Here is a 26,922-nt window from a genome sequence, read left to right as displayed (position 1 = left end):
CTATGTTAGTTAATTTTTCCAAAATGCACGGCTTAGGCAACGACTTTGTTGTGATTGATAACATTACACAAAATGTTTTTTTGTCGCGAGATCAAATCAAAAAACTGGCAGATCGCCATTTTGGCATTGGCTTTGACCAGTTACTGATGGTTGAAGCGCCGTACTCTCCCGATCTCGACTTTCATTATCGAATTTTTAATGCCGACGGTACCGAAGTAGAGCAATGCGGCAACGGCGCACGCTGTTTTGCCCGTTTTGTACGTATGAAAGGCCTTACTAACAAGCACAAAATTAGTGTATCGACCAAGTCGGGCAACTTAACGCTCTACATAGAAAAAGACGGTCAAGTAACGGTTAACATGGGTCACCCTAACTTTGAGCCAAGTAAAATCCCTTTAAAAGCCAGCAAGCGTGAGCTTACTTATATTATTAGAACGCAAGAGCACACGGTATTTAGTGGCGCGGTATCTATGGGTAATCCGCATTGTGTACTGGAAGTTGACGATATCACTACCGCCCAAGTTGATATATTGGGTCCATTGCTTGAAAACCATGAACGCTTTCCGCAAAAAGCGAACATTGGCTTTATGCAGGTTGTATCGCAAGAGCACATTAAATTAAGAGTTTGGGAGCGCGGCGTTAACGAAACCCTAGCGTGTGGAACTGGCGCGTGTGCAGCAATGGTTATTGGTCATATTCAAAATAAATTATCAACAACCGTTCAAGTCGATTTGCCAGGTGGAAGTTTGCAAGTGCGCTGGAGTGGCGAAGGTCACCCAGTACGTATGACAGGCCCAGCAGAGCATGTATTCGATGGACAAGTCGCGCTATGACCGAGCTAAATAAAGAGCAAGTTATTGATTACTTGCAGCAACACCCTGATTTTTTAATTCAGCATCCAGAACTACTAGTCCAACTTGAACTGCAGCAGCAAACTCAAGGTGCAACATCGCTAGTACATATTCAACAACGCCAGCTACGCGAGCATAATACGCTTTTAAAAAACCAAATAGAGACCATGAGCCAACACGCAACTCAAAACGAGTTTGTTTATCGCTTATTTAGTCAATGTCATCGCCAGCTTTGGAGTAACTACGACTTCAATACATTAGCAAGTAACTTACAAAATATTATTTGCACAAACCCAACAATAAGCAATTGTAAATTATTAAAGTACAACAAAAATTATGATGAACTGATTGCTCACCGCCTAACTAATTCAAGCCATTATTTAGGCCGCATAGATCAACAAGAAAGCCTGTTGTTATTTAATGAAACAACACAATCAACGGCTATTTACTTAATTGGAGAGGCTGTAAACCCAATTGCCATATTGGCTTTTGGTAGCAATAATGATAACCATTTTGAGCCCACACAAGATAATTTATTTGCTCTCGATTTTGTACGTTCATTACAACTACGTTTACTTGAACTAGCATGAGTGAAGACGCGCCTAACATTACCCAATTAAGCGACAATTGGCGCACACCCATAATGCTATTTAGCGACTATTTAAAGTTTGAAAAACAATATTCAGCGCACACAGTTAATCAATACGTAAGCCAGCTTAGCTTTGCAGCTCTTTATTTTAACAAATTATGTGATGACTGGTTTGGCGTGCAAGGCGAGCATATTCGCCGCTACAGCATGGCACTGCGTTCAAAACAATTAAGTGGCCGTACTATTAGCTTAAAGCTCAGCTGCATTCGCAGTTTGTATAAGTTTTTAAAAGCAAAAAACATTGCCGAGCAATCGCATTACCATAATCCTGCAGTGGGTATAAAAGGCCCTAAGTTTGCAAAGCCCCTACCTAAGAATCTCGATGTAGATCAAATGGCACGCTTGCTCGAAATACCCGACGACGAACCTCTCGCTATTAGAGATAAAGCAATGATGGAGTTGATGTATTCATCAGGGCTGCGTATAAGCGAGTTAGTTGGCGCTAACATGCAAGATATTAGCGCTGCCAATGGCGAAATTTTAGTGCGTGGTAAAGGCAATAAAGAGCGGTTAATTCCGGTGGGCAAAAAAGCGTTAGACGCATTAAAAAAATGGCTCACAATACGCCCTCAGTTTGCAAAGCCCGATGAAATAGCAGTATTCTTAAGTAGCCAAAAAAACCGTATTTCGATTCGCCAAGTACGCCTACGCATGCAAGAGTGGGGAATAAAACAAGGCATTAGCTCGCAGGTTCACCCGCATAAGCTGCGCCACTCGTTCGCGTCACATATTTTAGAATCATCTGGTGATTTACGCGCCGTGCAAGAGTTACTAGGGCACAGCAGTTTGTCGGCTACACAAGTGTATACGCATTTAGATTTTCAACATTTAGCCAAGGTGTACGACAACACTCACCCTCGTGCAAAAAAACGAACTGATTAGGTAAATAAAAATGATCCGATTTAATCGTGCTATTAAGCCATTTTCTGTCATGAGCTTTGATTTAGACGACACTCTTTACAACAATCACCCCATTATAAAAGCAGCGGTTAAAGCGCAGCAAGATTATTTAAATGCGCTCCCTAGCTACTTAGCCCAAGGCCCAAAATACTGGCAACAATGCCGCAATGAGGCCGTATTACAGTTACCTGAACTTGCTGATAACGTCACTAAATGGCGCCAACATACATTGCGCTTAGCCCTTTCTAAACTAGATTTGAATGAGGAAGAGGTAGAGCATCATGCCGATGCTGCCTACAACGCCTTTGCCGATGCGCGCAGTAAAATAGTGGTAACCGATGACGTACTAAAGCTGCTAGATAACTTAGCCCAGCACTTTACGCTGGTTGCTATAACTAATGGTAATGTTGAAATTGAACGCTTTAACTTACACAATAAATTTTCGCTCGTGTTACAAGCCGGTATGCACGGTAAAGCAAAACCTCACAGCACCTTATTTGATAAAGCTGCCGAGCACTTAAACGTTGCTAAAAGTGAAATTTTACACATTGGCGATAGCCTAGATACCGACGTACAAGGCGCAAATAATGCCGGTTGCCAATCGGTATGGTTAAACGATCAAGACGCCAATTATGCTTATAAAGGGCTAGCTGATATTGAAATAGCCAATATTCATGCCCTAACGCACTTTATTAAATAATACCAATTGCATTAAATAAGAGGTCACAATGAGCCACTATACCAAGCTAATCACCTTGCTATTAATTGGCTCACTTAGCCTTAACGCTTATTTATTATGGCCGCAGCCTGCGTTAACTCAAGTACAAAAAACGCAAGGTGCTGAAAAAAGCATATCGCCTAAACAGCAAAATACGCTATTAAATACGGCAAAGCAGCAGTTTAAAAAACACCAATTTGAAGCCGCACTTAGTAGCTATCAACAACTCAAAAGCAGCAATCCAGAAATCGCAATAAACCTTTATTCATCATGGCTAGTGCAGCTTAAAACATGGCTAAATAGCAATTTATTACTTAGCGAATCATTTCTCAATGCGCTATTAAATAACAACCCTTATAACGTAGAGTTACTTAATTTACAGGTTGAGTATTTAATAAATAGCGAGCAAACACAAAATGCCATTATTGCTTTATTTGAGCTTAATTCATTACTGCCTGCTGATCAGCAAAGTAACGTAAATACACGTTTAAATACGCTCACTCAAAACGAATTACACACATTAACTGAGCAACAAAATTGGCAAGCTATTATTGAGCAAACACAAATTTGGCTCGACTATAAAAGCGATAACGCACAGTTTTTATATCCGCTTGCGTATGCCTACTATCAGCAAGGCGATTTAATTAGCGCACAAGCAACCCTCGATCGAATGCCAAACCAGCACAATCTGAAAAGCCAAGTGCAAACACTGCAAGCTATGATCAATAAAGCACAATCGCAAGACGACTTCGTTGCTTTAACGCCTTACGGCGCGCACTACTTAATAAACACCGAAATAAATAATAATGTATCAACCGAACTAATGATTGATACAGGCGCAAGCGTAACCTCACTACCTACAAGTATAATTGAGCAAATTTCGCCACAACCTTTATATTTAGGCGATGTAACAGTCAACACAGCTAACGGCCAAATTGTTGTAAAGCGTTATCAAATTGAATCGTTTAAAGTGGGCTCGCAAATTATTTATGGTTTTGAAGTGTTGAGCATTGAAAACACTCGTGGGCAAGGTTTGCTAGGAATGAACTTTTTATCGCGATTTAAATTCAATATAAATCAGCAAACAGATGAGCTAGAGTTGAGCGCTAAATAATTAAAAATCCAAAGGTAACACATGACACTAAATAACTATTTAAAAGCACTTGCTGAAAACCCAAAAAGCATTCAATTTACCGATACAATGGCGGTGATAGAAGCAAATTACGACTTTACTGCATGTGGCTTTAATAACCATGGATTACTTAGCGCTGCGAGTGAGAACAACGGCTCGTGTAAAATTTTTGCGTTTGCTAAATTAAACGATTTAAGTAAACAAAATACGTTGGATTGTTTTGGTAAGTTTTACCGAGAAGACGTGCTGCAAAACCCTAAAGGGGATGATCACATAAACATTCGCACGTTTATGTTAGCACCAGAGGCAACACCTTTTTTAGGTATTACCTTTGAAGGCGAGCCACTAAAAGAAAAATAGCCCGCAAAAATTAAAGTGGCTTTTCCATAAAGTAACGCGTACCTGAGCGTGGGTAATTATTAAGTTGATACTTAACACTATAACCGCGCTTTTCGTAAAAAGGTTTTGCTTGAAAATCAAGTGTGTCAAGCTGAGCAGTTGTAGCACCTAGCTCAATAGCAGCTTGTTCAAGTGCCGTTAGCAGTTTATCTGCAAGCCCTTTACCTCGCGCAATATCGCTACACCAAAGCCAGTTAATCATTAGCCAATTACCAAACACACACCCACTAATACCGGCAACAAGCTCGCCTTGCTCATCAGTAAATTTATAGCCTAGTGGCAGCCTTTGCGCATCAAAATGCTGGGCGTTAAATTCAACCATTTTACTATGTAGTATAGAGCTTAATGCGTCGGAGTGATCTGCTTGTAATTGGTACATATTGCGCCTCTTAAAAAGCGAATATTAGCAAACTCATACCATCAAAACAGATTATTTTTTCCAAATGGGACTTCAAGCATATTACTGGCTGTTTTTTCGGGTTGACCGCACATTTCATCGTAAGCACTTGTATGGCGTAGCATCATTTGTGCATAGGCTATTTTTTCAAAACGCTTTTGAATATGCAGTGGGCTTAGTGCTTTTATAAACTCACCATTTTCCTCTGTCACGTAATATTCGACATTATTTATAATTACAGAGACTTGGTATAATGCCATTTCAAGAGAATGCGCAACCACCTTTTGTAAGGGCTCATGTTTTTTTAATTCTGAGAATTTCATACCCATAACAACCACCTTTTTTAAAAGTAACCTCATAGATACGCAGCTTTGCTATAATCGCGATCAAATTTTTATTAGCCGCTGGCGTCACACGTTATGATCACAAAAATCCGACTCGCTAAATATATTGCCCATGCAGGTATTTGCTCTCGTAAACAAGCATCGCGTTTAATTGATGAAGGTGTTGTGACTGTAAATAATCGCCCAGCGAATCATATTGATCACGTTGATGAGCAAGACACAATAATAGTGAACGAAAAAGAAATTAAAGGCGCGGCCGATTTAGTTTATTTTGCGTATCACAAGCCGGTAGGCATTGACTGCAAATTAAATATTGATGACCCTGCCAGCCTTATTCACCATTTGCCTACACTTACCCGTGTTTACCCTATTGGTCGATTAGATAAAGACTCTCGTGGTTTGCTTATTTTGACCAACGATGGGGATTTTTGTAACCAACTAATACATCCTGATTTCCACCAGCCTAAACATTATTTAGTCACCGTAAATAAGCCTTTAGACGATGCTTTTTGTGACAAAATGGCAGCAGGCGTACCCGTTGATAAACACATAACCCTGCCTTGTGAAGTAAATAAAATAGCCAGTAATCAGTTTAGTATTGTTTTAAAACAAGGGCTAAACAGGCAAATACGTAAAATGGCGCATTACTGCGGATACAAAGTTATTGATTTATATAGATCGCAATTTAGTGACCTCACCCTTTCAAAACTAAACCTACCTGAAAACCAATATATACAAATTAATAAAACCGACATTTCAAAAATCTAATACCAAGTCACTTAACTACATCTCAAAAAGTTAAAAATAAACTTGCAATTATAGATTACAGGTGTAGTCTTTAATTAAAGATTACATTTGTAGGCAATAGCATGATTGAGTTATCAAAAGCAGAGTTTGACGTGCTCGACGCACTTTGGATTAACTACCCCGCCACCGCGAGCCAAATAATTGAGCGCTTAAGCGACGATAAGCAATGGCACGAAAAAACCATTAAAACCCTGCTAGGTCGACTAGTAAAAAAAGGCGCACTTACATTTGAAAAAGAAGGTCGCCAATATATTTATACTCCCTGTATGGAGCGCGCCGACTACACCCTAAAAGAAAGCCAAAACTTTATTGAGCGATTTTTTAGTGGGCGTATTGCGCCACTTGTAAGTGGCTTTGCTAAATCGGAGCAGCTTTCTCAGCAAGATATAAACGAGCTTAAAAAAGTTATAGATGACTGGGAAAAAAACCAAAAGTAAGGGATTAACATGGTTATTCAAACTGGGTTTAATTGGTTGATTGAGCAGCAACTACTATTAAGTATTTTGTTTTGTGGATTTATTTTACTCGAGCGATTTGGTTTAAAAGCCCTTGGCTCGCGATTTGTATATAAATTAGCATGGCTATTACCTGCGGCATTGGTGATTGCTAATTTACCAAACGCAATTAAACCACTGCAAAACAGTAATATTAGTCACTACTTAATCACCCCCAACCAATCTTTTACAAACGAGGTAGGTATTAGCTGGGCGCTCATGTATCTACTTATTACCGCAGGGTTATTAATAGCTAGCTTTATTACACATACCCGTTTTGTTAAAAGCCTGCAGTTAACTGAGTTAACCCAATTTGAAGGCACTCTTACCGCTGGTGTTAATGCCTATACCAGCCAATATGTGGCCACGCCAATGGTGATCGGGATTTTAAACAGCAAGCTAGTGTTACCGAGTAACTATAATGCGCAATTCGATAAAGCCACATTAGCGCTTATTTTAGAGCACGAAAACGTACACATTAAACGCAAAGACAACCTAACAAACGCACTTATATTACTGCCTACTATTTTACTTTGGTTTAACCCACTAGCTTGGGCTTGTTACGCAAGCATGCGCCGTCTACAAGAGCTGACTTGTGATGAACGGGTACTTGCCAATAAAACCACACAACAACACATTTTATACAGCAAAGCCTTAATAAGCTGTGCGGCAAATGCGCCCACAGGACTTATGGCTTATTCACACTACGGAGATAAAAAAACGATGTTACAACGACTTACTAATATAAAACACAGCGGAAAACATTCAAAGTTTGCTAAAGGTGGCTTATTACTTGTAGCAGCAAGTATGCTAAGTGGATTGGCGATTGCAAAGCAACCAGAGGCAATGACTAAAGAGGATCACATTTCACCGACAATGCGTATTGAACCCCTTTATCCGAAACAAGCAGCTCAACAAGGCATCAGTGGCTCAGTGGTATTAAAGTACGATATAACTCCCAATGGTGAAACCGCTAATGTTTCTGTTGTTAGTGCAAAGCCTGAAGCCATATTTGACCGTGAAGCTAAAAAGGCGCTAAGACAGTGGCAATATAAACCCTCATCAATGGGTTATCAAAACGTACTTGTACAGCTCGATTTTGCAATAAACAATGAAGTTGCTAATACCGATTTAATAGAGCGAATTAAAGTATCGCACTAACTTTATTAGATTTTTCAAGACTACAAAGCAAGCGCCCTTTTAGGCTGCTTGCTTTGTGGTTTTACGCTATAAAGTTATAAGCTCACCACAATCATGGCAATGGCTGACCCCAAACCAATAAACCACATAATTGAGCGAATAATATCAAGATTTAAGTAATAAAAAACACAAAATAAAACACGTGCAATAATATGTGTCATGGCAAGGGTTTCAGTCACTGCATTTGCATTGTTAGTACCTAAAACTACCGCAAGCGCGACCGCAAAAACAGCTAGCGACTCAAAGCAATTTTGATGAGCTGCCAAAGCACGTGCTCCCAAACCGGTTAATTGAGTTTGTTGTTGTCGAGGATGTTTATTATCGTATCCGCCGAGTTTATTTAACTCAATTACGGCAGGGATTCTAGCAATGTATGGCATTAATACAGCCAATAAAGCACAAACAATTAAAATAGTCATAGTGGTATTCTGAGTTATTGTTAATTAGATAAAATAACACAACCAATGTAAAAAAGCCGCCAGATGCGTTTTATGGCAAACTCTAGCGGCTAGCAATAACATCAGGCTTACTATAACTAAATTTATCTTCAATCTTGTGCGACATAATGTCGCAGATGATGAATATTCAACATCACGGTTAATGCATCGCTTTACTTCTCAAAGCTTGTTAACTTTACTGCCTTACATTTTAACGATGACGACCATGACCTGGATATTTTTCACTTTTTTAGCCGCCTTCATGCAAGCATGGCGTAATGCCCTGCAAAGTAAATTAAGTAACGATGTGAGTGTGGCTGGCGTAACCCTCTCTCGCTTTATTATCGCAGGCCCCATTGCTGGCGTGTATTTATATGGTTTGTATCAATATCAAGATACCGCCATGCCTACGTTTAATAATGCCTTTTGGGCATTTATTGTAGGCGCAAGTGTGATGCAAATACTTGCCACTGGTTTAATGGTTAAGCTATTTAAAATGAATAATTACGCCGTAGGTGCTGGGCTTGCCAAAAGCGAGGCGTTAGTAGCTGCCATTTTAGGCGTATTATTTTTTGGCTCGGCACTTTCTTTACTCGGTTGGCTTGGTGTGTTTTTTGGCGCTATTGCCGTATTGCTACTCAGCGGCATAACAAGCGTTAAACACTTTAATGCTAAAACAGCATTACTAGGACTGGCTTGTGGTACTTGCTTTGCACTTACATCGCTGTGGGTACGAGAAGCAAGCTTAAACTCAGGATTACTATTTCCTCACTCAGCAGCTTGGGTTTTGCTGTTTGTAATTAGCCTACAAACACTAATACTACTGGGCTATTTATTATTAAAAGAGCCGCAAACACTTAGTAAACTGTGGCAATACAAAGGTACTACAGCCGCAATTAGTGTTTTTAGTTGTATCGGCTCTATTGGCTGGTTTAGTGCAATGAGCTTACAGCACGTTGCTTACGTTAAAACACTTGGACAGGTTGAAGTGTTTTTTACCATGCTAATTGCTGTGCTTTGGCTAAAACAACCGCTTAAAAAGCAAGACACCGCAGGCTTAATCCTCATAGCCATTGCCGCTGTTTTGGTTATGTTGCCGAATTAAGGGCACAAAAAAGCGCAGGCTTTTATACCTGCGCTGTTATAATTTTTTATAGCTTTAAGAACTGATTCTAAGAGCTGATTTTTAGGGTTATCACACCACTAATAATCATTAATACTCCCGCAATACGACCAAATGTAGCGGCATCGTTATAAAACAATATCCCCACCAAAAACGTACCTGCAGCGCCAATACCTGTCCATACGGCGTATGATGTGCCCATTGATATTTGCTTTTGTGCAAGCCACAACATAAAGCCACTAGCGACCATAAATGCCACAGCTATTGCTATACCCTGCCAGCGAGTATCATCGTTTTGCGAAATTTTTAAACCTATCGGCCAGCCAATTTCAAGTAACCCAGCAATAATTAAGTACACCCACGCCATTAAACATCTCTCTTTTTCAAAATAACTTCGTATAAATCTTCGCGGCGATCTTTTAAGTTACGCACCGTGCCTTCGCTGTGAAGAATTTTAAGTTTATCCATATCAAGATCGCTAAATAATAGCATTTCGGTGTTTGGCGTGGCTTCGTTAAGTGTTGCATCGTGCGGGAACGAAAAGTCCGATGGCGTTAATACAGCTGATTGCGAATACTGCACATCAAGGCTTTCTACTTGTGGTAAGTTACCTACCGAGCCCGCAATAACCACATAACATTCGTTTTCTATTGCACGCGCCTGTGCACAATGGCGCACACGTAAATAACTATTTTTGGTATCGGTCCAAAATGGCACAAACAAAATATCTAAACCTTGTTTGGCCAATATGCGTGAAAGCTCAGGAAACTCTACGTCATAACAAATTTGAATACCTACACGACCAGCATCGGTATCAAACACGGCAATTTTATCGCCGCCTTGAATAACCCAATCGTTTTGCTCATGCGGGGTAATATGTATTTTACGTTGCTCGTCTATTTTACCGCTGCGGTGGCATAAATAACTCACGTTATAAATTTTATCATCTTCGGCAAGTGGCATAGAGCCTGTAATAATATTGGCGTTGTATTCTATTGCCATACGCGACATGGCATTTTTAAACGTTTCGGTATATTCAGCTAAATAACGAATTGCTTCAGTTTGGTTGCTTTGATTTCCTAAGCCCATTAATGGCGCGTTAAAAAACTCAGGGAATAGTATAAAGTCACTTTTGTAGTCAGATACGGTATCTACAAAGTATTCAACCTGCTTTAGCATTTCTTCAACCGATTCAACACAGCGCATTTGCCATTGCACAGCACCTACACGCACAATTGATTTAGTTGACTCAAGTACCGTGTCGGTTGGTTCATACATAATGTTATTCCACTCAAGTAAAGTGGCGTAACCAACTGACTCTTGATCCTCTGGTAAATACTTTTTAAGTAAACGCTTTACCTGAAAATCGTTAGATAGCTGAAAGCTTAAAATAGGATCGTATAGCTCTCTCTGATCTACTTTTGCAATGTATTCCATTGGCGTCATTTCACTGCTATGATTGTAATAACGTGGAATACGACCACCCGCTAAAATAGCGCGTAGGTTATATTGGCGGCACAGTTCTTTACGGGCATCATAAAGGCGACGACCTAAACGCATGCCTCTGTGAGTTTCGCTAATGGCAACATCTAAGCCATATAGTGCATCGCCGTCGGTATCGCTAAATACACGGTCGTGACCATCTGCAATGTCTTCGTATGTATGCGGGTTTGAAAAACGTGTGTAATCAACTTGTACGCTCAGCGCTAAGCCCACCAGCACGCTGTCATCTACAATACCTATTTGCCCTTCAGGAAATTGGTCTATTAACCTAAAAATGGTATGACTTGGCCACGCACCACCTAAGTCGGGATACGCTTGATCCATCAAGGTCTTAATTTGCGGATATTGCTCTCTGGTTAAGTTACAAATTTCAAGATGGGTTTTTTCTGCCGACATACACAACTCCTTTAGGCATAAGAAAATAAAAGCCGAATGCACGCTCGATTAACTCAAGAATACACTCAGCTTTGTATCATGTTTTTTACTTTAGATGTACTACTTTAAGCTGCGATAAAAAAGTGTGGTTACTTTCTCTTTTGGTAACCAGCCTGCGTATTCAAGATTCAGCTCAGCCAATGGATCGGCTTTAAGTACTTGCTCTAAGCTTGCATTATTTTGCATTGCTTTTAGCATTACGTCTTTCGCGTTTTGAACTAGCTTACCATACGCTATCAGTCCTGAACGGTCACTTACCTTACCGTGTCCTGGTATTACTTTAGTGTTGTCGTCGATTTGTTTAACTACATCGTCTACTGCCGCTAAAATACCATCAACGCTGCCGCCGCTATCTACATCAACAAACGGTAAGCTGCCAAAATTAAAGTAAATGTCGCCCATGTGCACTATGTTGTCGTTACTGAAAAAGATAACTGAGTCGCCATCGGTGTGTGCATGTTCGTAATGCACTACATGCGCGTGTTCGTTATTAAAATGCAGTTTTAAATCGTGACCAAAGCTAATGCGGGGTAAAAAATCGGACCCTTCTCCATGCTTTTCTTTTAAGCGTTTATGTACGTTGTCGTGCGCTATAACGTGCGCGCCCGCTTTAGCAAAGTTCTCGTTGCCACCGGTATGATCGCCATGATGGTGCGTATTAATAACAAACTCTGCGCTACCTGGTTTTAAATCGCTAATGGTTTTTTTGATGTCGTCTGATAACTTGGCAAACTGATCATCAATAATATATATGCCATCATCGCCTACACTTGCTGCAATATTACCGCCTTGCCCAAATAGTACGTATACATGGTCACTTAATTTTTGTGCTGTTACTGGACCTTCATCTGCTTGCACTGCTGTACTTAGTAATAAACCTGTTATTAATGCGGGTAATATTTTTTTCATTTTAGTTCTCTGTTGTTTTATTAGTAATTATATAGAACGTGTTTAGCTATACTTTAGTTCATTGCGCAGGCTCTATTACTATTTGATGTATTAATTCTTGCGGCAATAAAGGTGTATGTTTGCCCTCAACGTAATCACTAAAACCCGCTCTATAAAATTCAGATAATGGATGCCCCGATTGCCCACCAGGAATAGCCATAATTGCATGCTCTAAATGCCCAGGTTGAGCAATAAAGCGTTGCGATGCGCCAAAACTACGCCCTTGTACAGCAGGCATGTAACTATCACCAAAACCCGTAGCTGTAGGCATATTTAATAACTTAGCAAGTAACGGCATTTGCTTTGCAAATGGATGCTCTATCACTAACTCATTTACCTTGCCCCACTGCCAGCTTTGTACGTTATTGCCAAATTGTTCTGTAAGCTTAGTGATAGTTTGGCTAAATGCACCGTGTAATTGTGCATCCCAGCTCTTAAATTGTGGGTTTATCCATGTGTTGGGTTTGTTGTTAATAAGCTGCCAAACTGCGGGCTCTAAATCTCGTTTTACGTATTTAAGTGTGCCTTGTTGTTTATTTAATTCGTCTTCCATATTACTAAATACAATATTAATCACTTCATCGCGGTAGCGCTTAACTAAGGTATACCCTATGGAGTTTGAACATGCACATTGCTGCCAATTTTCGAGTGCTGTTATATATTGCTGATTTTCAGTTGTATCGGTTTTTAATTGCTTTAATAGCAGAGCATGCCAAGGCATTAAAAAGCGAGCTTGATTATCAAGTTGTAATGCGTAAAAGTCGCTCTCAGCAAATGTTTGTTTTTCAAATAATCTATCGCGAATTTGACTTGAACGCGCACCGAGTGCATAACCACCATTACCAAAACGCGCGTTATCTTCAGCCGATACCACGCGAGAATTACCAGTCCATAATCGCCCACTTTGTGGATTTTTAACAAAGGGCCGTTGTAATTCGTTTTGCTGCCAAAGCACGCTGTAATCATCGGCATTTACGCCAAGCTCACTTGGTGTTTTACGAGCCGGTATACCACCGATATTTTTCCACGCGGCGCTACCTTGGCTGTCTACCACCATTAAATTTTGCACCGGAATGCCCACATCGCTTGCTACAGCAAGTGCATCATCTACTGTTTTGGCTTGTTCTAACTTCACTAGCTGCATATTAACGGCATAAGATTGATGTGCAGTCCAGCTAAGTGCGTAAGGCTTTTCGTTAATGTATTTTACAGGGCCATATTCACTGAGTATTAATGAGTAGTTTTCGACCTCCCCATCGGGTAATGCAATCGATTCATCAACTTGCCATGTTTTACGCTCGTCATTTAAAGCAATCCAATCGGCAGTATCTAAATAGCCATTCGTAAATCCCCATGCAATATTATTGTTTGTGCCCACTACAATGGCAGGTGCGCCTGGCAGCGATACACCAGTTACTTGGGTAGGCGCTCCATTTTGCATGTAATTTAGCTGTGTTCTGTACCAAATTACAGGCACTGCCATCGATAAATGCATATCATCCGACACCATACCAGCACCTGTTTTAGTAAGCGTTCCCGTAACAGCCCAGTTATTACTGCCGCGCTCTTGATTGGCTTCAATACTTTTAACTGTGTGTTGTGTTTGAGTTGGAAAAGTAGGTATGCCGCCGCTATAAGGCGCTAATCTACTGCCATTAAGCGCGGCTTGGTACTTACTCGGCTGCGTTAAAAAATCAACCATTTGCTTTGTGTACGCTTGCTCAATTTGAATGAGTGCTTGGTCGCGCTCAAATGTGGCGCTTTGTAAATCTAGGTACATGCTAAATATCACAAGTAGGCTGTCTTCACTTTGCCATGGCTTTTGTGCTGCACCTGTTAGTAAATATTCAAAGCTTGAATACCCTACTTGCGCTAAACCTTCGTTTACACCTTGAGCGTAACGTTTAAGTAATTGCTTATCTGCCTCTGGCAGCGTTTGTAAAATAATTTGGCTGCGTTTACGCAATTGATGAAAGCGCATTTTTTTGTCGAGCCCCAGCGCTGCTTCGCCAAATAATTCACTTAGCTCGCCTGCTGCATTACGCCTTAATAAATCCATTTGAAAAAATCGGTCTTGCCCGTGTGCATAACCTAAACCATAGGCAGCGTCGTTTCGGCTATTGGCGTTTATTACTACTTGCCCTAATACATCGCGCGAAATTTTTACAGGCTCTACTACCGCGTTACTACGCCCGTTTCCATCAAGAGCGGGTAAACTTAAACTAAGTACGCCATAAACAACGGCGGTACTCGCCAACCCTAAAATAACAGTCAATAACAGTAACCATTTGATTAATTTAAACATCGGCCTTTCCTTTGATAATTTTCACCAAGCGTTGAGAGCATATGATAACCACAGTTTTATTAAATAATAATGTTCTTGCTCGCAAAGGGTGAAATAAACATCAAAATCCACGATAATGTCAGCTCCACACATCGTGCAGAACTAGTTGAGATCAATATGACTGAAAAAACATTTATCAAAGGTAAAGACCGCGACCTAGAATCGTCAATCTCTACCATGCAAAACAAGCTTAAAGCCCTAAACATTAATGTTGAAGAAGCGCTTTGGCTTAACCCTGTAGCTAACTGTTATTCGGTTCATATAAAAGACAGTGACTGCGGTGTTATGTTTACCAATGGTAAAGGCGCAACCGACAAAGCCTCTATTGCCTCAGCACTTGGTGAATACTTTGAGCGTTTAAGCTGTAACTACTTTTTTGCAGACTTTTACCTAGGTGAAGAATTTGCTAATGGCGAATTTACTCATTACCCAAGTGAAAAATGGTTTAAAGTTGAAGGCGATGAAGTACCACAAGGTATTATGGATGAAAGCTTATGGGATTACTTTGACCCAGAGCGCGAACTTAACGCATCACACCTTTTTGATTTTAACTCAGGCAATATTGATCGTGGCATTTGTACCCTGCCCTACACTCGCCAACGCGATAACCAAGACGTATACATCCCGGTAAACGTTATTGGTAATATTTTTGTATCTAACGGTATGAGCGCAGGTAACACGAAATTTGAAGCGCGCGTACAAGGTTTATCAGAAGTATTTGAACGCGCGATTAAAAACCGCATCATCGCCGAAGGTATTTGTTTACCAATCGTGCCTGAAGACGTTGTTAAGCAATACCCTAAAATTCACGAAGCGTGTGAAGAACTTCGCAGCCATGGCTTTCATTTACGTATTGCCGATGCATCACTTGGGGGCAAATACCCTGTAATGAGCGTAACGCTTATTAACCCAACAGATGGTTCTGTATTTGCTTCTTTTGGTGCTCACCCATCATTTGAAGTTGCGCTTGAACGTACCGTGACTGAGTTACTACAAGGTCGTCGTCTTGATCAGCTAGATGTATTCCAACCTGCAACATTTGATAACGATGAAGTAGCAACACCAGAGAACATTGAACTGCACTTTATTGATTCAAGCGGTTTGATTTCGCATGATTTCTTCCGTGCAAAACCTGACTTTGAATTTGTCCATTGGGACTTTAGCGGCACAACAGAGCAAGAATATAACTTCTGTACTGACCTAATTCACAGCATGGATCATGATATCTACATCATGGATTACACGCATCTAAACGTATACGCATGTCGTATTTTAGTACCGGGCATGTCAGACATTTACCCTGTTGATGAGCTTATTTGGCGCAACAACAACGAAGGCGCTAAATTCCGCGAAACATTCCTATCGCTTGATCAGTACGATGCAGAGCAATGGATGGACATTTACGACAGCCTTGAAGAAGCAGGCCACAGCGATATTATCCGCGCCGCAGAATTTATTGGCCTTGCAACCGATGCCGACACACCATGGCACACACTGCGTATAGGTGAGCTTAAAGCGCACCTATGTTTAGCTGCAGGCAGCGAAGAAGCCATTGATTGGGTTGACTGGATACTTCATACAGGCCAAGTAAACGAAGAGGCAATGCGCCACTTCCGCTGTTTAAAAGCAGTTCTTGAAATTAAATACGATGACGAGCGCGAATACGCAGATTACCAAGATGCACTAGGCTTAATGTTTGGTGCTAATAATGTAGCGCTGGCTATAGAAATTGCCGAAGGTAAAAAGCAGTTTAACGGTTTAACTTTCCCTGGTTTATCGCTTGAAGGCTTTAAAAAGCATGCGGCACTACTTGATGGTTACCGCAAGCTACATGTAGCAAAGCAAAATCATTGGGCGCGTGAAGTTAGCGATGCGTAACTAGTTAAACAACTAATTATAAAAAATAAACGGCGTATTTAAGGGCATGTTGACCTTTCAGGATTAATTTTTTAACCTCGAAAGACCAACAGGCTCTAGCGCTGTTTTCATTTTCGTAATAAATTAGCTATAGTTAATTTGCCTTAATTAACGCCAACATGCAGCTAATGCCACCATCGATTAATAATAAAAAACGAATGTTCATAACTTTAAGCTGACCTTTTGGCTATCGCTTGCATTAACTGTATTGGTTTGTGTGGTACTTGAGCGTATTAACTATAATCGAGCAAAAGACGCCCATCGATTGCAAATCCTCTCCGAAGTAAGCACCTATCGCGCCCAGCTTGAATCGACTTTAATTTCTAATATCCAACTAGTGCGTGGCTTAGGTGTTGCTGTAGCCGTAGAGCCAAACTTAGAGCAAGAACGCTTTGCACAGATTGCCGCCCCTCTTTTCAATACCTCAAAAGAACTGCGTAATATTGGCGGCGCCCCAAATATGGTTATTCAAATGACTTATCCTTTAAAAGGAAATGAAAAAGCGATAGGTCTTAATTTTTTAAATAACAAAAATCAACGTGCAGATGCAATTAGAGCCCGCGACACAAACACGATCATCATGGCTGGGCCACTCACTTTAGTGCAAGGAGGTGAGGCATTAATAGCCAGAGTCCCTGTATACACCCCTCCTAAAAATGAATTTTGGGGTTTGTTATCAGTTGTGCTCGATATTCAAAAAATTTATACCAACTCTGGAATCTATGAACTTGAAAAGGAGTATCTCGTTGCCATACAAGGTCGCAATGGTTTAGGTAAAAAAGGGGAGTTTTTTTATGGGAACTCAAATATTATTGAACAAAACCCTCTTGAATTCACTTTGAACTTCCAAGGTGGAAGCTGGCAACTATACGTTACCCCAAAGCTCGGTTGGAATCCGCCTCATTCAGCTATTTGGCCATTGCGTTTGGCTATTATTATTATTTGTGGATTACTGACTTGGGCGTTTTTATTCTTTTTAAAAATGCTTAATCGCCAACAACAAAACGAGAAAATGCTCGAAACAATGAGTGATTTAGCACAAATCGGCGCATGGTCATTTAATTTAGAAACTCAGCAAGTGTATTGGTCAGATATGACCAAAAAAATATTCAAATACCCATTAAATACCCAACCTAAGTGGCCAATAGATTTGAGCTACTTTAAAAAAGGCACGAGCAGAGAAACCATTAAACCTTTGATTGAACGTGCTATAAAACACGGCGAAAAATACGAAGTTGAGCTGGAGGTAATGAATGCAGAAGGAGAGTCAATTTGGGTGCTTGTGCATGGTGAGGCAGAGCAAAAAAACGGACGATGTGTAAGAATTTTTGGATCATTGCAGAATATAGATACCCGAAAAAAAGTTGAATTAGAAAGTAGCTCTATAGCGTTGCATAACGAAATTTTAGCCTCGCTTACTATAAATAAATTAATTTTAAACGGCCAGCTAAGCCAATCCAAGGACATAATTACACAATCTATTTGCCAAGCATTTCAAATTGAGCGCGCCAGCATACGGTTTTTTGATAAAGGCAAAAGCCAACTAATTCCATTTGCCGTGCACAGTGAATTGAACTCAGCAGATAAAATAGAGTTACTTTGGCTTAGGAAAAACCTCCCAGACTTTTTTAATACTATTGACCATCAAGCTGTATTTAATGCTTCTGATGTTTTACAAAATTCAACCTTGGCGCCTCTCTCCACACATTATTTACTGCCGTTAGAGATCAAATCTATGCTGTGTGTAATTATACCTGCAGGCAGTGGTGTATTGGGTATTATTTGTGCTGAGCAATGTAGAATTAAACGTAATTGGACTAAAAATGAGGAAAGTTTTTTAATCGCTGTCGCCGCATTGATAGGTAGCCTACATTCTAGCCAGCAACGTATTGAAACTGAACAAGAGCTAGTAACGGCTAAAGAAACAGCAGAACAAGCAGTTGCCGCAAAAAGTGAGTTTTTAGCGAGTATGAGTCACGAAATTCGCACCCCAATGAACGGCGTGCTCGGAATGTTAAATATAATAAAGCAAACAAAATTAGATCAACAACAAGAACACCATATAGAGTTAGCCCAATCATCTGCTCAATCATTACTTAATATAATTAATGACATTTTAGACTTTTCAAAAATAGAAGCCGGTAAACTCGATATCGACAATGTACAATTTAACTTACCTAAATTATTAGGTGAGGTGGTTGAATCGTTCGCCTTAAAAGTAGAGCAAAACAATACCAAGCTTATTTTAGATGCCACTCAAATTACAGTCAGCGAAATAATTAGCGACCCAAACAGGCTACGTCAAATTTTAAATAACTTGATCGGTAACGCTGTTAAATTCACCTTAAATGGTGAAGTAATAATTGTGGCAAAAATAAATGACACAACCAACGGTTCATTTTTACAATGCTCTATTATTGATACTGGTATTGGTATCGACTTTAAAAAACAAGCGACATTGTTTAACTCCTTTACACAGGCAGATGCCTCAACAACGCGTCAGTTTGGTGGTACAGGATTAGGCCTTGCGATAGTAAAACAGCTTTGTGAACTCATGAACGGAGAGGTTGGTGTAACCAGCGTGAAAGGCCAAGGTAGCACATTTTCTTTCACAATAAAGATACAACCTCGACTCAGTAAAGAGCAAGATCTACCGAGTCATTTAATTAAAAATAAGCATATTTTAATAATTGATGAATGCAGCTTAAATGCTAATACAGCAAGTAAGCAGCTCTCTGTTTGGGGCGCTAGTGTAGAGTGCATCAATGACTATCAACAAATATTGAATTACTCACATAATGAGGTTCAAAATACTGATGCCATTTTAATTGATTACTACTTTTTTGAAAAAGCGTCGCCAGAATGCATTACTGCTCTAAAAGGATTTATAAATATACAAGGCTGTAAATTAGTAATAATGGCACCTATGAGCTACTCAAAAGAGGAATCAAAGCTAGCGATAAAGATTGATTGTATGATTTTCAAACCGCTAACGCCTTCTGATTTATTTGATTCACTCACTAATGATCAGTTTATAGAACGACAACAAAAGCAAGCTCAGTTGCAAAACAAACTCACAAAAATGGTCGCCACTAACTTTTCTCAACCACAAATTTTATTAGTGGAAGATAATAAAGTAAACCAAGTAGTCGCCTCAGCGTTATTAAAACAGGCTGGAGTGAGCTTTGATATTGCACAAAATGGGTTTGAGGCAATTGTTAAGCTCAATACAAAGCAAGGCGAGCCTTATGAGCTTATTTTAATGGACTGCCAGATGCCAGAAATGGACGGCTATCAGGCAACACAAGCGATAAGAAAAGGCGATGCAGGTAAGTATAATAAAAATATTACTATAATAGCCTTAACCGCAAATGCTATGCAGGGCGATAAAGATAAATGCCTTGCCGCTGGAATGGACGACTATTTGAGTAAACCTCTCGATCTAGCCGCTTTACAACCTAAACTTAGCCAATGGCTTGATACCCAATAAAAGTGTAAGCTAATAAAATACGCTTACTAATTTGAGATTATTTATGCAGTTATCAGCAAATCAACAACGTGTTATTGGTTGCTTACTAGAAAAGCAAAGTACGACGCCAGAGCATTATCCGCTATCGTTAAATGGCCTTACAAATGCATGTAATCAAAAGTCTAATCGCGATCCTGTTGTAAATTTCACTGAAAACGACGTACAAAATATACTTGATGAACTAATCGAACTGCGTTTGGTTACAATAGACGAAGGCCTTTCTGGTCGCGTAAATAAATACGACCATCGTTTTTGTAATACTGAATTTAGTAATTTACAATTTTCACAGCAACAGCGCGCTATTGTTTGTTTACTGCTATTACGCGGCGCACAGACACCAGGAGAGCTGAGAACTCGAAGTACTCGACTTGCTGAGTTTAATAATGTAAACGAAGTAGAGAGTGCACTAAATGAGCTTATTGAAAATGATTACGTAATAAAGTTAGAACGAGAACCTGGTAAGCGAGAAAGTCGCTATATACATCAGCTCGCAGACCAGCAAACTAACTTAACAAATAATACTCATGAGCCAAAAGTTAATGCACTTAAAAATAGTGAGTTAGACGAACTACTCGCAGAAGTTGAGCAACTAAAAACAGAACTACGTCAGATTAAAGCCCATTTAGGGCTTTAATTATTAAACGCTTAATCACATAATAAGTTTATATAAGACTATAGGAGCTGGCCATGCGCGCCGAAATTATGGCTGAAATGAAAGTTCAGCCAACAATTGATATAAACGCAGAAATAACCCGTCGAGTTAATTTTATAAAAGCACGCTTAGTGGCAGCTTACTCAAGGTCGTTAGTGCTCGGTATAAGTGGTGGCGTTGACTCATCAACTTGTGGACGTTTGTGCCAATTAGCAGTCAACCAGCTAAATGAAGAGCTAGACACTGATAAGTATCAATTTATTGCTGTTCGCTTGCCTTATGGCGTACAAGCCGATGAAGACGAAGCCCAAATGGCGGTTGATTTTATTCAGCCAAGTAAACGTATGACCGTTAACGTACAACCGGCAGCCGATGCGCTGCATGAGCAAGCGCTTGCAGCTATAGTTGATAGCGGCGAAGCCCTTCCTGAGCAAGCTCAGATAGATTTTATTAAAGGCAACGTTAAAGCACGCCAACGTATGGTTGCTCAGTATGAAATTGCAGGTTTTTGCCAAGGTTTAGTCGTAGGTACTGACCATAGTGCTGAAAACATTACTGGTTTTTATACCAAATTTGGTGATGGTGCATGCGATTTAGCGCCGCTTTTTGGTTTATCAAAACGCCAAGTTCGTGCGCTTGCAACTGCACTAGGTGCGCCAGCTTTATTAGTAGATAAAGCACCTACAGCTGATTTAGAAAGTGACCGCCCAGGCTTAACAGATGAAGAAGCACTTGGTTTAAGCTATGAGCAAATTGATGACTTTTTAGAAGGTAAACCTGTGTCTAATGATGTTGAACAAAAGCTTGTGAGTATTTACACGCGTACACAACATAAGCGCCAACCAATTCCGACAATTTACGATTAATGTTTTAGTAAATAAAATAAAGCAATTAATACCATTAATGATTAATTGCTTTTTTGATCGACAGTTCAAGAGACTGCGTATATTTTACTAAATTAACACGCTAATATTTATTAATTACCCGCCAAAGAGAACACTGCATTATATGACATCGCCCATTTTAATTACCGGCGCAGGCCAACGTATTGGTTTAGCGCTAGCTCAGCATTATATAGCCCAAGGGCAGGCTGTTATTATTACGTATCGTACTCGTCACGGCGCTGTTGATAAATTAGAGCAACAAGGCGCTGTATGTATTTATGCTGACTTTAGTACCGATGACGGTATTAGTGCATTTATAAATACGCTTAATATGCATACAACATCGCTGCGCGCTATTGTACATAACGCATCAAGCTGGGACTGCGAAGCTAACAACCCTGACTTCGCAGCACTGTTTGATAATATGATGCGTATACATGCCAAAACACCGTATTTAATTAATTTAATGTGCGCAGAGCTGCTTTTAAAACATCAGCAAAATGAAAAAGTACCTGCCGATATAATTCACCTCACTGATTATGTAGTTGAAACAGGCAGCCCTAAACATTTAGCTTACGCAGCAAGTAAAGCAGCACTCGACAACCTAACTAAATCGTTTAGCGCTAAATATGCGCCAAACATAAAAGTGAACTCGGTTGCTCCATCGCTCATTATTTTTAATGAACATGACGATGAACAATATCGCGCTAAGACCCTTAAAAAATCATTAATGGGCATTGAACCCGGATGCCAAGAAATTATCAATAGCATTGATTTACTATTACAAAGCCAATACATCACAGGGCGCTCTTTACCTGTAGATGGCGGTCGTCATTTAAAGTAAATAAGCTAAATAAACTGAGATATTTATGCATAATGAATTAAAAGAAAGTTACCAAAAAATCATCACCGCAGTAGGCGAAGATGCTAACCGCGAAGGCTTACTTGATACGCCGAAACGTGCTGCAAAAGCAATGGAATATTTAACGCAGGGGTATCGTCAAACACTTGATGAAATAACTAATAAAGCGGTATTTACGTCTGATGCTGACGACATGGTGTTAGTGCAAGACATAGAGCTTTACTCTATGTGTGAACATCATTTACTGCCTTTTATTGGCCGTTGCCATATTGCTTATATACCAAACGGTAAAGTATTAGGCTTGTCTAAATTTGCCCGTATTGTTGATATGTTTTCACGCCGTTTTCAAATTCAAGAACAGCTAACGCATCAAATCGCTAAAGCAGTTGAAGAAGTGACAGGCGCTAAGGGCGTAGGCGTTATTGTTGAGGCAAAACACATGTGTATGATGATGCGTGGTGTAGAAAAGCAAAATTCAAGCATGCGTACATCAGTAATGTTAGGTAACTTTAGAAGCGATCCTAAAACGCGTAACGAATTTTTGCAGCTTATAAAAGGTTAACCTATGGCTAATGCAATTATTAACGTTACTAATTTGCGACTGCGTACATTTATTGGCTTTAACCCCGATGAGCGTGAAAAAAAGCAAGACGTAGTGATCAATCTGGAGATTCACTACCCTGCTGATGATGCCTGTAAAACGGATGAAGTAGACCAAGCACTAAATTATAAAGTGATCACCAAAGAAGTGATTAGTTTAGTAGAGCAAGGGCACTTTTTACTGCTCGAGAAATTAGTTGCTGAAATTCTTGCGGTTTGTCACTCGCACCCAAGTGTTCATTACGCTAAAGCACGTGTTGATAAACCGCATGCACTGCGTTTTGCCGACTCAGTGTCGTTAACACTTGATTGGGCGAAATAACTTTTGTATCTAAATGAGTTTTTCGAATCCAACGGCAAGGGCGATAACCGCTAAATAGCGCGCGCCTTTGCCTAGCATTACTAGCAACAAAAAAGCACTAAACCGTACTTTAAATATGCCTCCAATTACTGTTAATGGATCTCCCACAACCGGTAACCAAGCAAATAACAAACTATATACACCATATTTATTAAATTGTTTTTGTGCGCTATCAAGCCCTTTTTGCGATACAGGAAACCACTTTTTATCTTTAAAACGCAGTACCTGCGTGCCTAACCAGTAATTAACGCAGCTTCCCAATACATTTCCAAGTGTTGCTACGCACCACATAAGCCATAAATTAACTTTACCTTGGGCAATCATTCCCACCATTATCACCTCAGAAGAGCTGGGCAATAATGTGGCAGATATAAATGCGCTAATAAATAACGTGAGATAAAGCATAATGCCCTTATAGCTAAACGTAAAAACCCAGCCTATAGCTGGGTTTATAATACCAATTTTATTAAAAACATGATCATTCTAGCGTATTAAATAACTCACTAACTACGTTTAAATTATTTATATAGAACAACTATGTATCATAATTTTAGCCTTGTTATTGAGCTATTTTCTCATCGCTATAATAGATCACTAATTTAATGCAATGGGTATAAAAATAAACTGTGTGTTTATTTTATCAAATTTAAACTAAACGGATAATTAAACTCTTTTCCTTCGTTAGCTTTAATACTCGCCAGTACAACCATTACAAACCCAAAAATTGCCACTAAAGGTAGTAATATTAAGCCTACTGCTACAAACATCAGTAAAAAACAAACTACATATGCAATTGCCATCGTTATTTGAAAGTTAAGCGCCTTTTTACCGTGCACGTCAACAACTGGCATTTCATCTTTTTTAATTAACCACACAATTAATGGCCCAATTATTGAGCCAAACGGCACAATAAATCCAGCTAATGCACTTAAATGACATAGCATAGCCCACGTACGGTCATCTTTATTAACTGGTTCAACCTGTTGATTTTCTTCCATAACACTCTCCTTTTTGTTTCATGTATGTTGCCTTTTAATTAAACAAATGTCCATAAATCAACTGCTGTATTAGCAAAAAATCACAACGTAAAATCTTGTGATAAAAAAGTGATAAGTTTGTGAGAGTTTCTGGAGACGATTATTCAATACTTAACTCGAATCATCACTTACAGGAAATAATAATGAAAGCTTCTACATTAACAATTGCAACTCTTTTAGCGGCAGCTAGCCAATCAACTATGGCCGCAGAGTTAGATTTAAAAATAACCAACTTAACTCAAGGCATCCATTTTACACCCGTATTAATAACTGCTCACGACAGTGAAGATAAACTGTTCGAAGTAGCAACGGAAGCCTCTACCGCATTACAAACAATGGCTGAGGGCGGAAATATTGCAGAACTAGTTGCACAAGCAACTGCCGCAGGTAGTGATATGGCTGCAAACCCGGCTGAAGGTCTACTTGCGCCAACAGTATCTGCAATGGCAACCCTAACGACATCTGATGGTAACGAATACCTTTCTGTTGCCGCAATGCTACTTCCTACAAATGACGGTTTTGTCGGTCTTGATAGCTGGAAAATTCCAACCGAAGCTGGAACGTATACTGTGTTTTTAAATGCTTACGATGCAGGTACTGAACAAAATAATGAACTTGTAGTAGAAGGTTCAGGTGCACCAGGTACGCCTGGTATTCCAGCTGCTCCTGGTGGTAATGCTGGTACCGGTGGTGCTGGTTTAACAAGCACCGATAGCAATATTAATATTCATATTCATCCTGGTAACTTAGGTGATGACGATCTAACCGCTGGTAATAGTGACTTAAGCAATACAGTGCACAGATGGTTAAACCCAGTAGCAAAACTAACCGTTACGGTTAAGTAGGAGCGCTATAATGTCATCTTTTAAAAACTTTAAAAAAAGCGCTTTAATACTAGCGCTTGCAACTACTCTTGCAGCATGTGGCGACAATGATAGCAACGAGCCTGATCAAGTAGTTGCACCAACACCAGCACCGACAGCTACCAGCTATGAATTTAACGTTACTGTAAGTAATTTAACTGCTGGTCAACCATTTTCACCAGTTGCCGTTATTGCACACCATGAAGGTACGCTATGGCAAATAGGCAGTCCTTCATCAGTGGCATTAGAAACAATGGCTGAAGGCGGGGATAACAGCCAACTCCTTACATTTGAAAATGGTATTGCTAATGCATCGAGTGAAGGCCCAGTTGGACCTGGTGCAAATACCACAATCACGATTACTACCGACACGCTCGAAGTACTAAAACTATCGCTTGCCACTATGATGGTGAATACAAATGATGGGTTTACCGGTCTTAGTGCTGTAGATGTATCTACATTAGCCGTTGGTGAGTCTATTATGCGCACCACCGTTGCTTATGATGCAGGTACGGAAGCAAATACAGAAGCAGCTGGTACATTACCGGGTCCTGTGGATGGCGGCGAAGGCTTTAATGAAGCCCGCGATGATGTTGATTTTGTAGCAAGACACCCTGGTGTAGTTACTAATGAAGACGGGCTATCAAGTTCAGTGCTAAGCCCTGAACATAAATTTGATAATCCATTGGCGAAAGTTGTCATTACTCGAACTCAGTAATTAATATTAACGATATTTACGCGTTGACATACCAGCTTGTAATGGGGAAGTAAGGGAGCACGGATGCCCCCCTTTTTACGAGGTTATACATGCGTCACGAAAAATTATTAGTAGTAGAAGACGACAGAGAAATAGGTAAATTAATTACCACGCAGCTTACTTCACTTAACTTACATGTTGATCATGTTGTGAGTGCCGAGCTTGCTTTAAAAAAAATAGCTAAGCACCCCTACGGACTCATTTTACTCGATATAAACTTACCGCAAATGGATGGTTTGAGTTTATGCCGAAAAATAAAAGAACATTATCCTACTACCTCTGTGATTTTACTGACCGCGCTCAGTAGCGATATGGACAGAGTGATTGGTCTTGAAATGGGCGCAGATGATTATATTTGTAAACCATTTTTTGCGCGTGAGTTACAAGCCAGAGTAAAGACCCAATTGCGCCACAGAGCACAATTACTTGCCAGTCAGAATAACGATAACTCACCCGTTGATAGCGAACAAACGCTAAACGTAGGCTCACTCCACATTGAGTTCAGTTCGCACCAAGTTTATTTAGGCAAGCAAGCACTCAACCTTACCGCCACCGAATTTGATTTACTTGTTTATTTTGCACGCCACCCTAGTCATGTTTTTAGTCGCCAACAATTACTCGATAAAGTATGGGGATATCAACATAGTGGTTACGAGCACACAGTTAATTCGCACATAAACCGCTTACGCGCCAAGCTAGAAGAGCACCAGAAAATGCCCATTATAGAAACAGTTTGGGGTGTGGGTTATAAACTAAACCCTAGCCAACTAAATTAAGAC

28 protein-coding genes and 1 pseudogene are annotated in these 26,922 nt (G+C 40.0%); 20 read left to right on the top strand and 9 right to left on the bottom strand.

The window, feature by feature from the left end; all coding sequences use genetic code 11:
• Positions 1-2 precede the first annotated feature (2 nt).
• Genes dapF through DC53_RS14150 form a run of 6 tightly spaced genes read left to right on the top strand, consistent with a single transcriptional unit; the run spans position 3 to position 4,610 of the window.
• Positions 3-833 (top strand): diaminopimelate epimerase, encoded by an 831-nt coding sequence (gene dapF / locus DC53_RS14125; protein WP_007377332.1) that lies wholly within the window; start codon positions 3-5, stop codon positions 831-833.
• On the top strand, positions 830-1,441 hold the full coding sequence (locus DC53_RS14130; protein ID WP_033028906.1) for a DUF484 family protein: 612 nt from the start codon (positions 830-832) through the stop codon (positions 1,439-1,441). The genes dapF and DC53_RS14130 overlap by 4 nt, the downstream gene beginning before the upstream one ends.
• Positions 1,438-2,382 carry a tyrosine recombinase XerC gene (locus DC53_RS14135; protein WP_007377330.1) on the top strand — a complete coding sequence of 315 codons (945 nt, stop codon included), beginning with the start codon at positions 1,438-1,440 and terminating at the stop codon, positions 2,380-2,382. The genes DC53_RS14130 and DC53_RS14135 overlap by 4 nt, the downstream gene beginning before the upstream one ends.
• 10 nt (positions 2,383-2,392) lie before the next feature.
• Entirely contained in the window at positions 2,393-3,100 is a 708-nt protein-coding gene (locus tag DC53_RS14140; protein WP_007377329.1) for an HAD-IA family hydrolase, read from the top strand.
• A gap of 28 nt (positions 3,101-3,128) precedes the next feature.
• Complete coding sequence (locus DC53_RS14145) at positions 3,129-4,232, top strand: retroviral-like aspartic protease family protein (RefSeq protein WP_007377328.1); 1,104 nt, start codon at positions 3,129-3,131, stop codon at positions 4,230-4,232.
• A gap of 21 nt (positions 4,233-4,253) precedes the next feature.
• Positions 4,254-4,610, top strand: a complete 357-nt coding sequence (locus DC53_RS14150; RefSeq protein ID WP_033028905.1) for a HopJ type III effector protein — start codon at positions 4,254-4,256, stop codon at positions 4,608-4,610.
• Between the two features lie 10 nt (positions 4,611-4,620).
• On the opposite strand, the gene DC53_RS14155 is transcribed toward DC53_RS14150, so the two are convergent.
• Together DC53_RS14155 and DC53_RS14160 are read right to left on the bottom strand one after the other, a co-directional pair.
• Positions 4,621-5,028, bottom strand: a complete 408-nt coding sequence (locus DC53_RS14155; RefSeq protein ID WP_033028904.1) for a GNAT family N-acetyltransferase — start codon at positions 5,026-5,028, stop codon at positions 4,621-4,623.
• 41 nt (positions 5,029-5,069) lie between these two features.
• Entirely contained in the window at positions 5,070-5,375 is a 306-nt protein-coding gene (locus tag DC53_RS14160; RefSeq protein ID WP_007377325.1) for a DUF6482 family protein, read from the bottom strand.
• A gap of 90 nt (positions 5,376-5,465) precedes the next feature.
• Between DC53_RS14160 and DC53_RS14165 the strand changes: the two genes are divergently transcribed.
• The 3 genes from DC53_RS14165 to DC53_RS14175 all read left to right on the top strand — a co-directional run bounded on the left by DC53_RS14165 (position 5,466) and on the right by DC53_RS14175 (position 7,852).
• Positions 5,466-6,158 (top strand): pseudouridine synthase, encoded by a 693-nt coding sequence (locus DC53_RS14165; protein WP_033028903.1) that lies wholly within the window; start codon positions 5,466-5,468, stop codon positions 6,156-6,158.
• Positions 6,159-6,259: 101 nt separating this feature from the next.
• The gene (locus DC53_RS14170) at positions 6,260-6,634 is read left to right on the top strand and encodes a BlaI/MecI/CopY family transcriptional regulator (RefSeq protein ID WP_007377323.1); all 375 of its coding nucleotides are present in this window, start codon (positions 6,260-6,262) and stop codon (positions 6,632-6,634) included.
• 9 nt (positions 6,635-6,643) lie between these two features.
• Entirely contained in the window at positions 6,644-7,852 is a 1,209-nt protein-coding gene (locus DC53_RS14175) for a TonB family protein (protein ID WP_007377322.1), read from the top strand.
• A gap of 74 nt (positions 7,853-7,926) precedes the next feature.
• Here the strand turns inward: DC53_RS14175 and DC53_RS14180 are convergent, their stop codons facing one another.
• Positions 7,927-8,310 carry an MAPEG family protein gene (locus tag DC53_RS14180; RefSeq protein ID WP_007377321.1) on the bottom strand — a complete coding sequence of 128 codons (384 nt, stop codon included), beginning with the start codon at positions 8,308-8,310 and terminating at the stop codon, positions 7,927-7,929.
• A 244-nt stretch (positions 8,311-8,554) separates the two neighbouring features.
• Here DC53_RS14180 and DC53_RS14185 point away from each other — a divergent pair, with 244 nt between their 5' ends.
• Positions 8,555-9,433: an EamA family transporter gene (locus tag DC53_RS14185; RefSeq protein ID WP_420713805.1), complete on the top strand. Its 879-nt coding sequence runs from the start codon at positions 8,555-8,557 to the stop codon at positions 9,431-9,433.
• Between the two features lie 67 nt (positions 9,434-9,500).
• Here the strand turns inward: DC53_RS14185 and DC53_RS14190 are convergent, their stop codons facing one another.
• The 4 genes from DC53_RS14190 to DC53_RS14205 all read right to left on the bottom strand — a co-directional run bounded on the left by DC53_RS14190 (position 9,501) and on the right by DC53_RS14205 (position 14,642).
• Positions 9,501-9,818 carry a DMT family transporter gene (locus DC53_RS14190; protein ID WP_007377319.1) on the bottom strand — a complete coding sequence of 106 codons (318 nt, stop codon included), beginning with the start codon at positions 9,816-9,818 and terminating at the stop codon, positions 9,501-9,503.
• A complete protein-coding gene (locus DC53_RS14195; protein ID WP_007377318.1) occupies positions 9,818-11,350 on the bottom strand; it encodes a carbon-nitrogen hydrolase family protein in 1,533 nt (510 codons plus the stop codon). The genes DC53_RS14190 and DC53_RS14195 overlap by 1 nt, the downstream gene beginning before the upstream one ends.
• 99 nt (positions 11,351-11,449) lie before the next feature.
• Positions 11,450-12,298 carry an MBL fold metallo-hydrolase gene (locus DC53_RS14200; protein ID WP_007377317.1) on the bottom strand — a complete coding sequence of 283 codons (849 nt, stop codon included), beginning with the start codon at positions 12,296-12,298 and terminating at the stop codon, positions 11,450-11,452.
• A 58-nt stretch (positions 12,299-12,356) separates the two neighbouring features.
• Complete coding sequence (locus tag DC53_RS14205) at positions 12,357-14,642, bottom strand: penicillin acylase family protein (RefSeq protein ID WP_007377316.1); 2,286 nt, start codon at positions 14,640-14,642, stop codon at positions 12,357-12,359.
• 156 nt (positions 14,643-14,798) lie between these two features.
• Here DC53_RS14205 and ycaO point away from each other — a divergent pair, with 156 nt between their 5' ends.
• The 7 genes and pseudogenes from ycaO (at position 14,799) to folX (ending at position 23,447) form a co-directional block, all read left to right on the top strand.
• The gene (gene ycaO / locus DC53_RS14210) at positions 14,799-16,559 is read left to right on the top strand and encodes a 30S ribosomal protein S12 methylthiotransferase accessory factor YcaO (protein WP_007377315.1); all 1,761 of its coding nucleotides are present in this window, start codon (positions 14,799-14,801) and stop codon (positions 16,557-16,559) included.
• A gap of 167 nt (positions 16,560-16,726) precedes the next feature.
• Positions 16,727-20,088, top strand: a pseudogene (locus DC53_RS0120420) (ATP-binding protein).
• 43 nt (positions 20,089-20,131) lie between these two features.
• On the top strand, positions 20,132-20,761 hold the full coding sequence (locus DC53_RS14215) for a YceH family protein (RefSeq protein WP_007377313.1): 630 nt from the start codon (positions 20,132-20,134) through the stop codon (positions 20,759-20,761).
• Positions 20,762-20,814: 53 nt separating this feature from the next.
• A complete protein-coding gene (gene nadE, locus DC53_RS14220) occupies positions 20,815-21,645 on the top strand; it encodes an NAD(+) synthase (protein WP_033028902.1) in 831 nt (276 codons plus the stop codon).
• Between the two features lie 142 nt (positions 21,646-21,787).
• A complete protein-coding gene (gene folM, locus DC53_RS14225) occupies positions 21,788-22,507 on the top strand; it encodes a dihydromonapterin reductase (protein ID WP_007377311.1) in 720 nt (239 codons plus the stop codon).
• A gap of 25 nt (positions 22,508-22,532) precedes the next feature.
• A complete protein-coding gene (folE, locus tag DC53_RS14230; RefSeq protein ID WP_007377310.1) occupies positions 22,533-23,087 on the top strand; it encodes a GTP cyclohydrolase I FolE in 555 nt (184 codons plus the stop codon).
• Positions 23,088-23,090: 3 nt separating this feature from the next.
• Positions 23,091-23,447 (top strand): dihydroneopterin triphosphate 2'-epimerase, encoded by a 357-nt coding sequence (gene folX / locus DC53_RS14235; RefSeq protein WP_007377309.1) that lies wholly within the window; start codon positions 23,091-23,093, stop codon positions 23,445-23,447.
• 9 nt (positions 23,448-23,456) lie between these two features.
• On the opposite strand, the gene DC53_RS14240 is transcribed toward folX, so the two are convergent.
• Both DC53_RS14240 and DC53_RS14245 read right to left on the bottom strand, forming a co-directional pair.
• Positions 23,457-23,891: a YqaA family protein gene (locus tag DC53_RS14240; RefSeq protein ID WP_033023727.1), complete on the bottom strand. Its 435-nt coding sequence runs from the start codon at positions 23,889-23,891 to the stop codon at positions 23,457-23,459.
• Positions 23,892-24,118: 227 nt separating this feature from the next.
• Positions 24,119-24,484, bottom strand: a complete 366-nt coding sequence (locus DC53_RS14245) for a DUF4870 domain-containing protein (protein ID WP_007377307.1) — start codon at positions 24,482-24,484, stop codon at positions 24,119-24,121.
• 182 nt (positions 24,485-24,666) lie between these two features.
• Between DC53_RS14245 and DC53_RS14250 the strand changes: the two genes are divergently transcribed.
• The 3 genes from DC53_RS14250 to DC53_RS14260 all read left to right on the top strand — a co-directional run bounded on the left by DC53_RS14250 (position 24,667) and on the right by DC53_RS14260 (position 26,919).
• Positions 24,667-25,368, top strand: a complete 702-nt coding sequence (locus DC53_RS14250; protein ID WP_007377306.1) for a spondin domain-containing protein — start codon at positions 24,667-24,669, stop codon at positions 25,366-25,368.
• Between the two features lie 10 nt (positions 25,369-25,378).
• Positions 25,379-26,104 carry a spondin domain-containing protein gene (locus DC53_RS14255; protein WP_007377305.1) on the top strand — a complete coding sequence of 242 codons (726 nt, stop codon included), beginning with the start codon at positions 25,379-25,381 and terminating at the stop codon, positions 26,102-26,104.
• An 89-nt stretch (positions 26,105-26,193) separates the two neighbouring features.
• On the top strand, positions 26,194-26,919 hold the full coding sequence (locus DC53_RS14260) for a response regulator transcription factor (protein WP_007377304.1): 726 nt from the start codon (positions 26,194-26,196) through the stop codon (positions 26,917-26,919).
• The last annotated feature ends 3 nt before the right edge of the window (positions 26,920-26,922 follow it).

Origin of the sequence: Pseudoalteromonas fuliginea (assembly GCF_000690055.1) — a bacterium.
Taxonomy (GTDB): domain Bacteria; phylum Pseudomonadota; class Gammaproteobacteria; order Enterobacterales; family Alteromonadaceae; genus Pseudoalteromonas; species Pseudoalteromonas fuliginea.
Note: the sequence above shows the minus strand (reverse complement) of the source record. Positions and strands in the feature narration are given on the sequence as shown.

What these genes read in the sequence shown, in the direction of transcription:
- dapF (WP_007377332.1), top strand. Translation starts at nt 3, where the DNA reads ATGTTAGTTAATTTTTCCAAAATGCACGGCTTAGGCAACGACTTTGTT.
- DC53_RS14130 (WP_033028906.1), top strand. Translation starts at nt 830, where the DNA reads ATGACCGAGCTAAATAAAGAGCAAGTTATTGATTACTTGCAGCAACAC.
- DC53_RS14135 (WP_007377330.1), top strand. Translation starts at nt 1,438, where the DNA reads ATGAGTGAAGACGCGCCTAACATTACCCAATTAAGCGACAATTGGCGC.
- DC53_RS14140 (WP_007377329.1), top strand. Translation starts at nt 2,393, where the DNA reads ATGATCCGATTTAATCGTGCTATTAAGCCATTTTCTGTCATGAGCTTT.
- DC53_RS14145 (WP_007377328.1), top strand. Translation starts at nt 3,129, where the DNA reads ATGAGCCACTATACCAAGCTAATCACCTTGCTATTAATTGGCTCACTT.
- DC53_RS14150 (WP_033028905.1), top strand. Translation starts at nt 4,254, where the DNA reads ATGACACTAAATAACTATTTAAAAGCACTTGCTGAAAACCCAAAAAGC.
- DC53_RS14155 (WP_033028904.1), bottom strand. Translation starts at nt 5,028, where the DNA reads ATGTACCAATTACAAGCAGATCACTCCGACGCATTAAGCTCTATACTA.
- DC53_RS14160 (WP_007377325.1), bottom strand. Translation starts at nt 5,375, where the DNA reads ATGGGTATGAAATTCTCAGAATTAAAAAAACATGAGCCCTTACAAAAG.
- DC53_RS14165 (WP_033028903.1), top strand. Translation starts at nt 5,466, where the DNA reads ATGATCACAAAAATCCGACTCGCTAAATATATTGCCCATGCAGGTATT.
- DC53_RS14170 (WP_007377323.1), top strand. Translation starts at nt 6,260, where the DNA reads ATGATTGAGTTATCAAAAGCAGAGTTTGACGTGCTCGACGCACTTTGG.
- DC53_RS14175 (WP_007377322.1), top strand. Translation starts at nt 6,644, where the DNA reads ATGGTTATTCAAACTGGGTTTAATTGGTTGATTGAGCAGCAACTACTA.
- DC53_RS14180 (WP_007377321.1), bottom strand. Translation starts at nt 8,310, where the DNA reads ATGACTATTTTAATTGTTTGTGCTTTATTGGCTGTATTAATGCCATAC.
- DC53_RS14185 (WP_420713805.1), top strand. Translation starts at nt 8,555, where the DNA reads ATGACCTGGATATTTTTCACTTTTTTAGCCGCCTTCATGCAAGCATGG.
- DC53_RS14190 (WP_007377319.1), bottom strand. Translation starts at nt 9,818, where the DNA reads ATGGCGTGGGTGTACTTAATTATTGCTGGGTTACTTGAAATTGGCTGG.
- DC53_RS14195 (WP_007377318.1), bottom strand. Translation starts at nt 11,350, where the DNA reads ATGTCGGCAGAAAAAACCCATCTTGAAATTTGTAACTTAACCAGAGAG.
- DC53_RS14200 (WP_007377317.1), bottom strand. Translation starts at nt 12,298, where the DNA reads ATGAAAAAAATATTACCCGCATTAATAACAGGTTTATTACTAAGTACA.
- DC53_RS14205 (WP_007377316.1), bottom strand. Translation starts at nt 14,642, where the DNA reads ATGTTTAAATTAATCAAATGGTTACTGTTATTGACTGTTATTTTAGGG.
- ycaO (WP_007377315.1), top strand. Translation starts at nt 14,799, where the DNA reads ATGACTGAAAAAACATTTATCAAAGGTAAAGACCGCGACCTAGAATCG.
- DC53_RS14215 (WP_007377313.1), top strand. Translation starts at nt 20,132, where the DNA reads ATGCAGTTATCAGCAAATCAACAACGTGTTATTGGTTGCTTACTAGAA.
- nadE (WP_033028902.1), top strand. Translation starts at nt 20,815, where the DNA reads ATGCGCGCCGAAATTATGGCTGAAATGAAAGTTCAGCCAACAATTGAT.
- folM (WP_007377311.1), top strand. Translation starts at nt 21,788, where the DNA reads ATGACATCGCCCATTTTAATTACCGGCGCAGGCCAACGTATTGGTTTA.
- folE (WP_007377310.1), top strand. Translation starts at nt 22,533, where the DNA reads ATGCATAATGAATTAAAAGAAAGTTACCAAAAAATCATCACCGCAGTA.
- folX (WP_007377309.1), top strand. Translation starts at nt 23,091, where the DNA reads ATGGCTAATGCAATTATTAACGTTACTAATTTGCGACTGCGTACATTT.
- DC53_RS14240 (WP_033023727.1), bottom strand. Translation starts at nt 23,891, where the DNA reads ATGCTTTATCTCACGTTATTTATTAGCGCATTTATATCTGCCACATTA.
- DC53_RS14245 (WP_007377307.1), bottom strand. Translation starts at nt 24,484, where the DNA reads ATGGAAGAAAATCAACAGGTTGAACCAGTTAATAAAGATGACCGTACG.
- DC53_RS14250 (WP_007377306.1), top strand. Translation starts at nt 24,667, where the DNA reads ATGAAAGCTTCTACATTAACAATTGCAACTCTTTTAGCGGCAGCTAGC.
- DC53_RS14255 (WP_007377305.1), top strand. Translation starts at nt 25,379, where the DNA reads ATGTCATCTTTTAAAAACTTTAAAAAAAGCGCTTTAATACTAGCGCTT.
- DC53_RS14260 (WP_007377304.1), top strand. Translation starts at nt 26,194, where the DNA reads ATGCGTCACGAAAAATTATTAGTAGTAGAAGACGACAGAGAAATAGGT.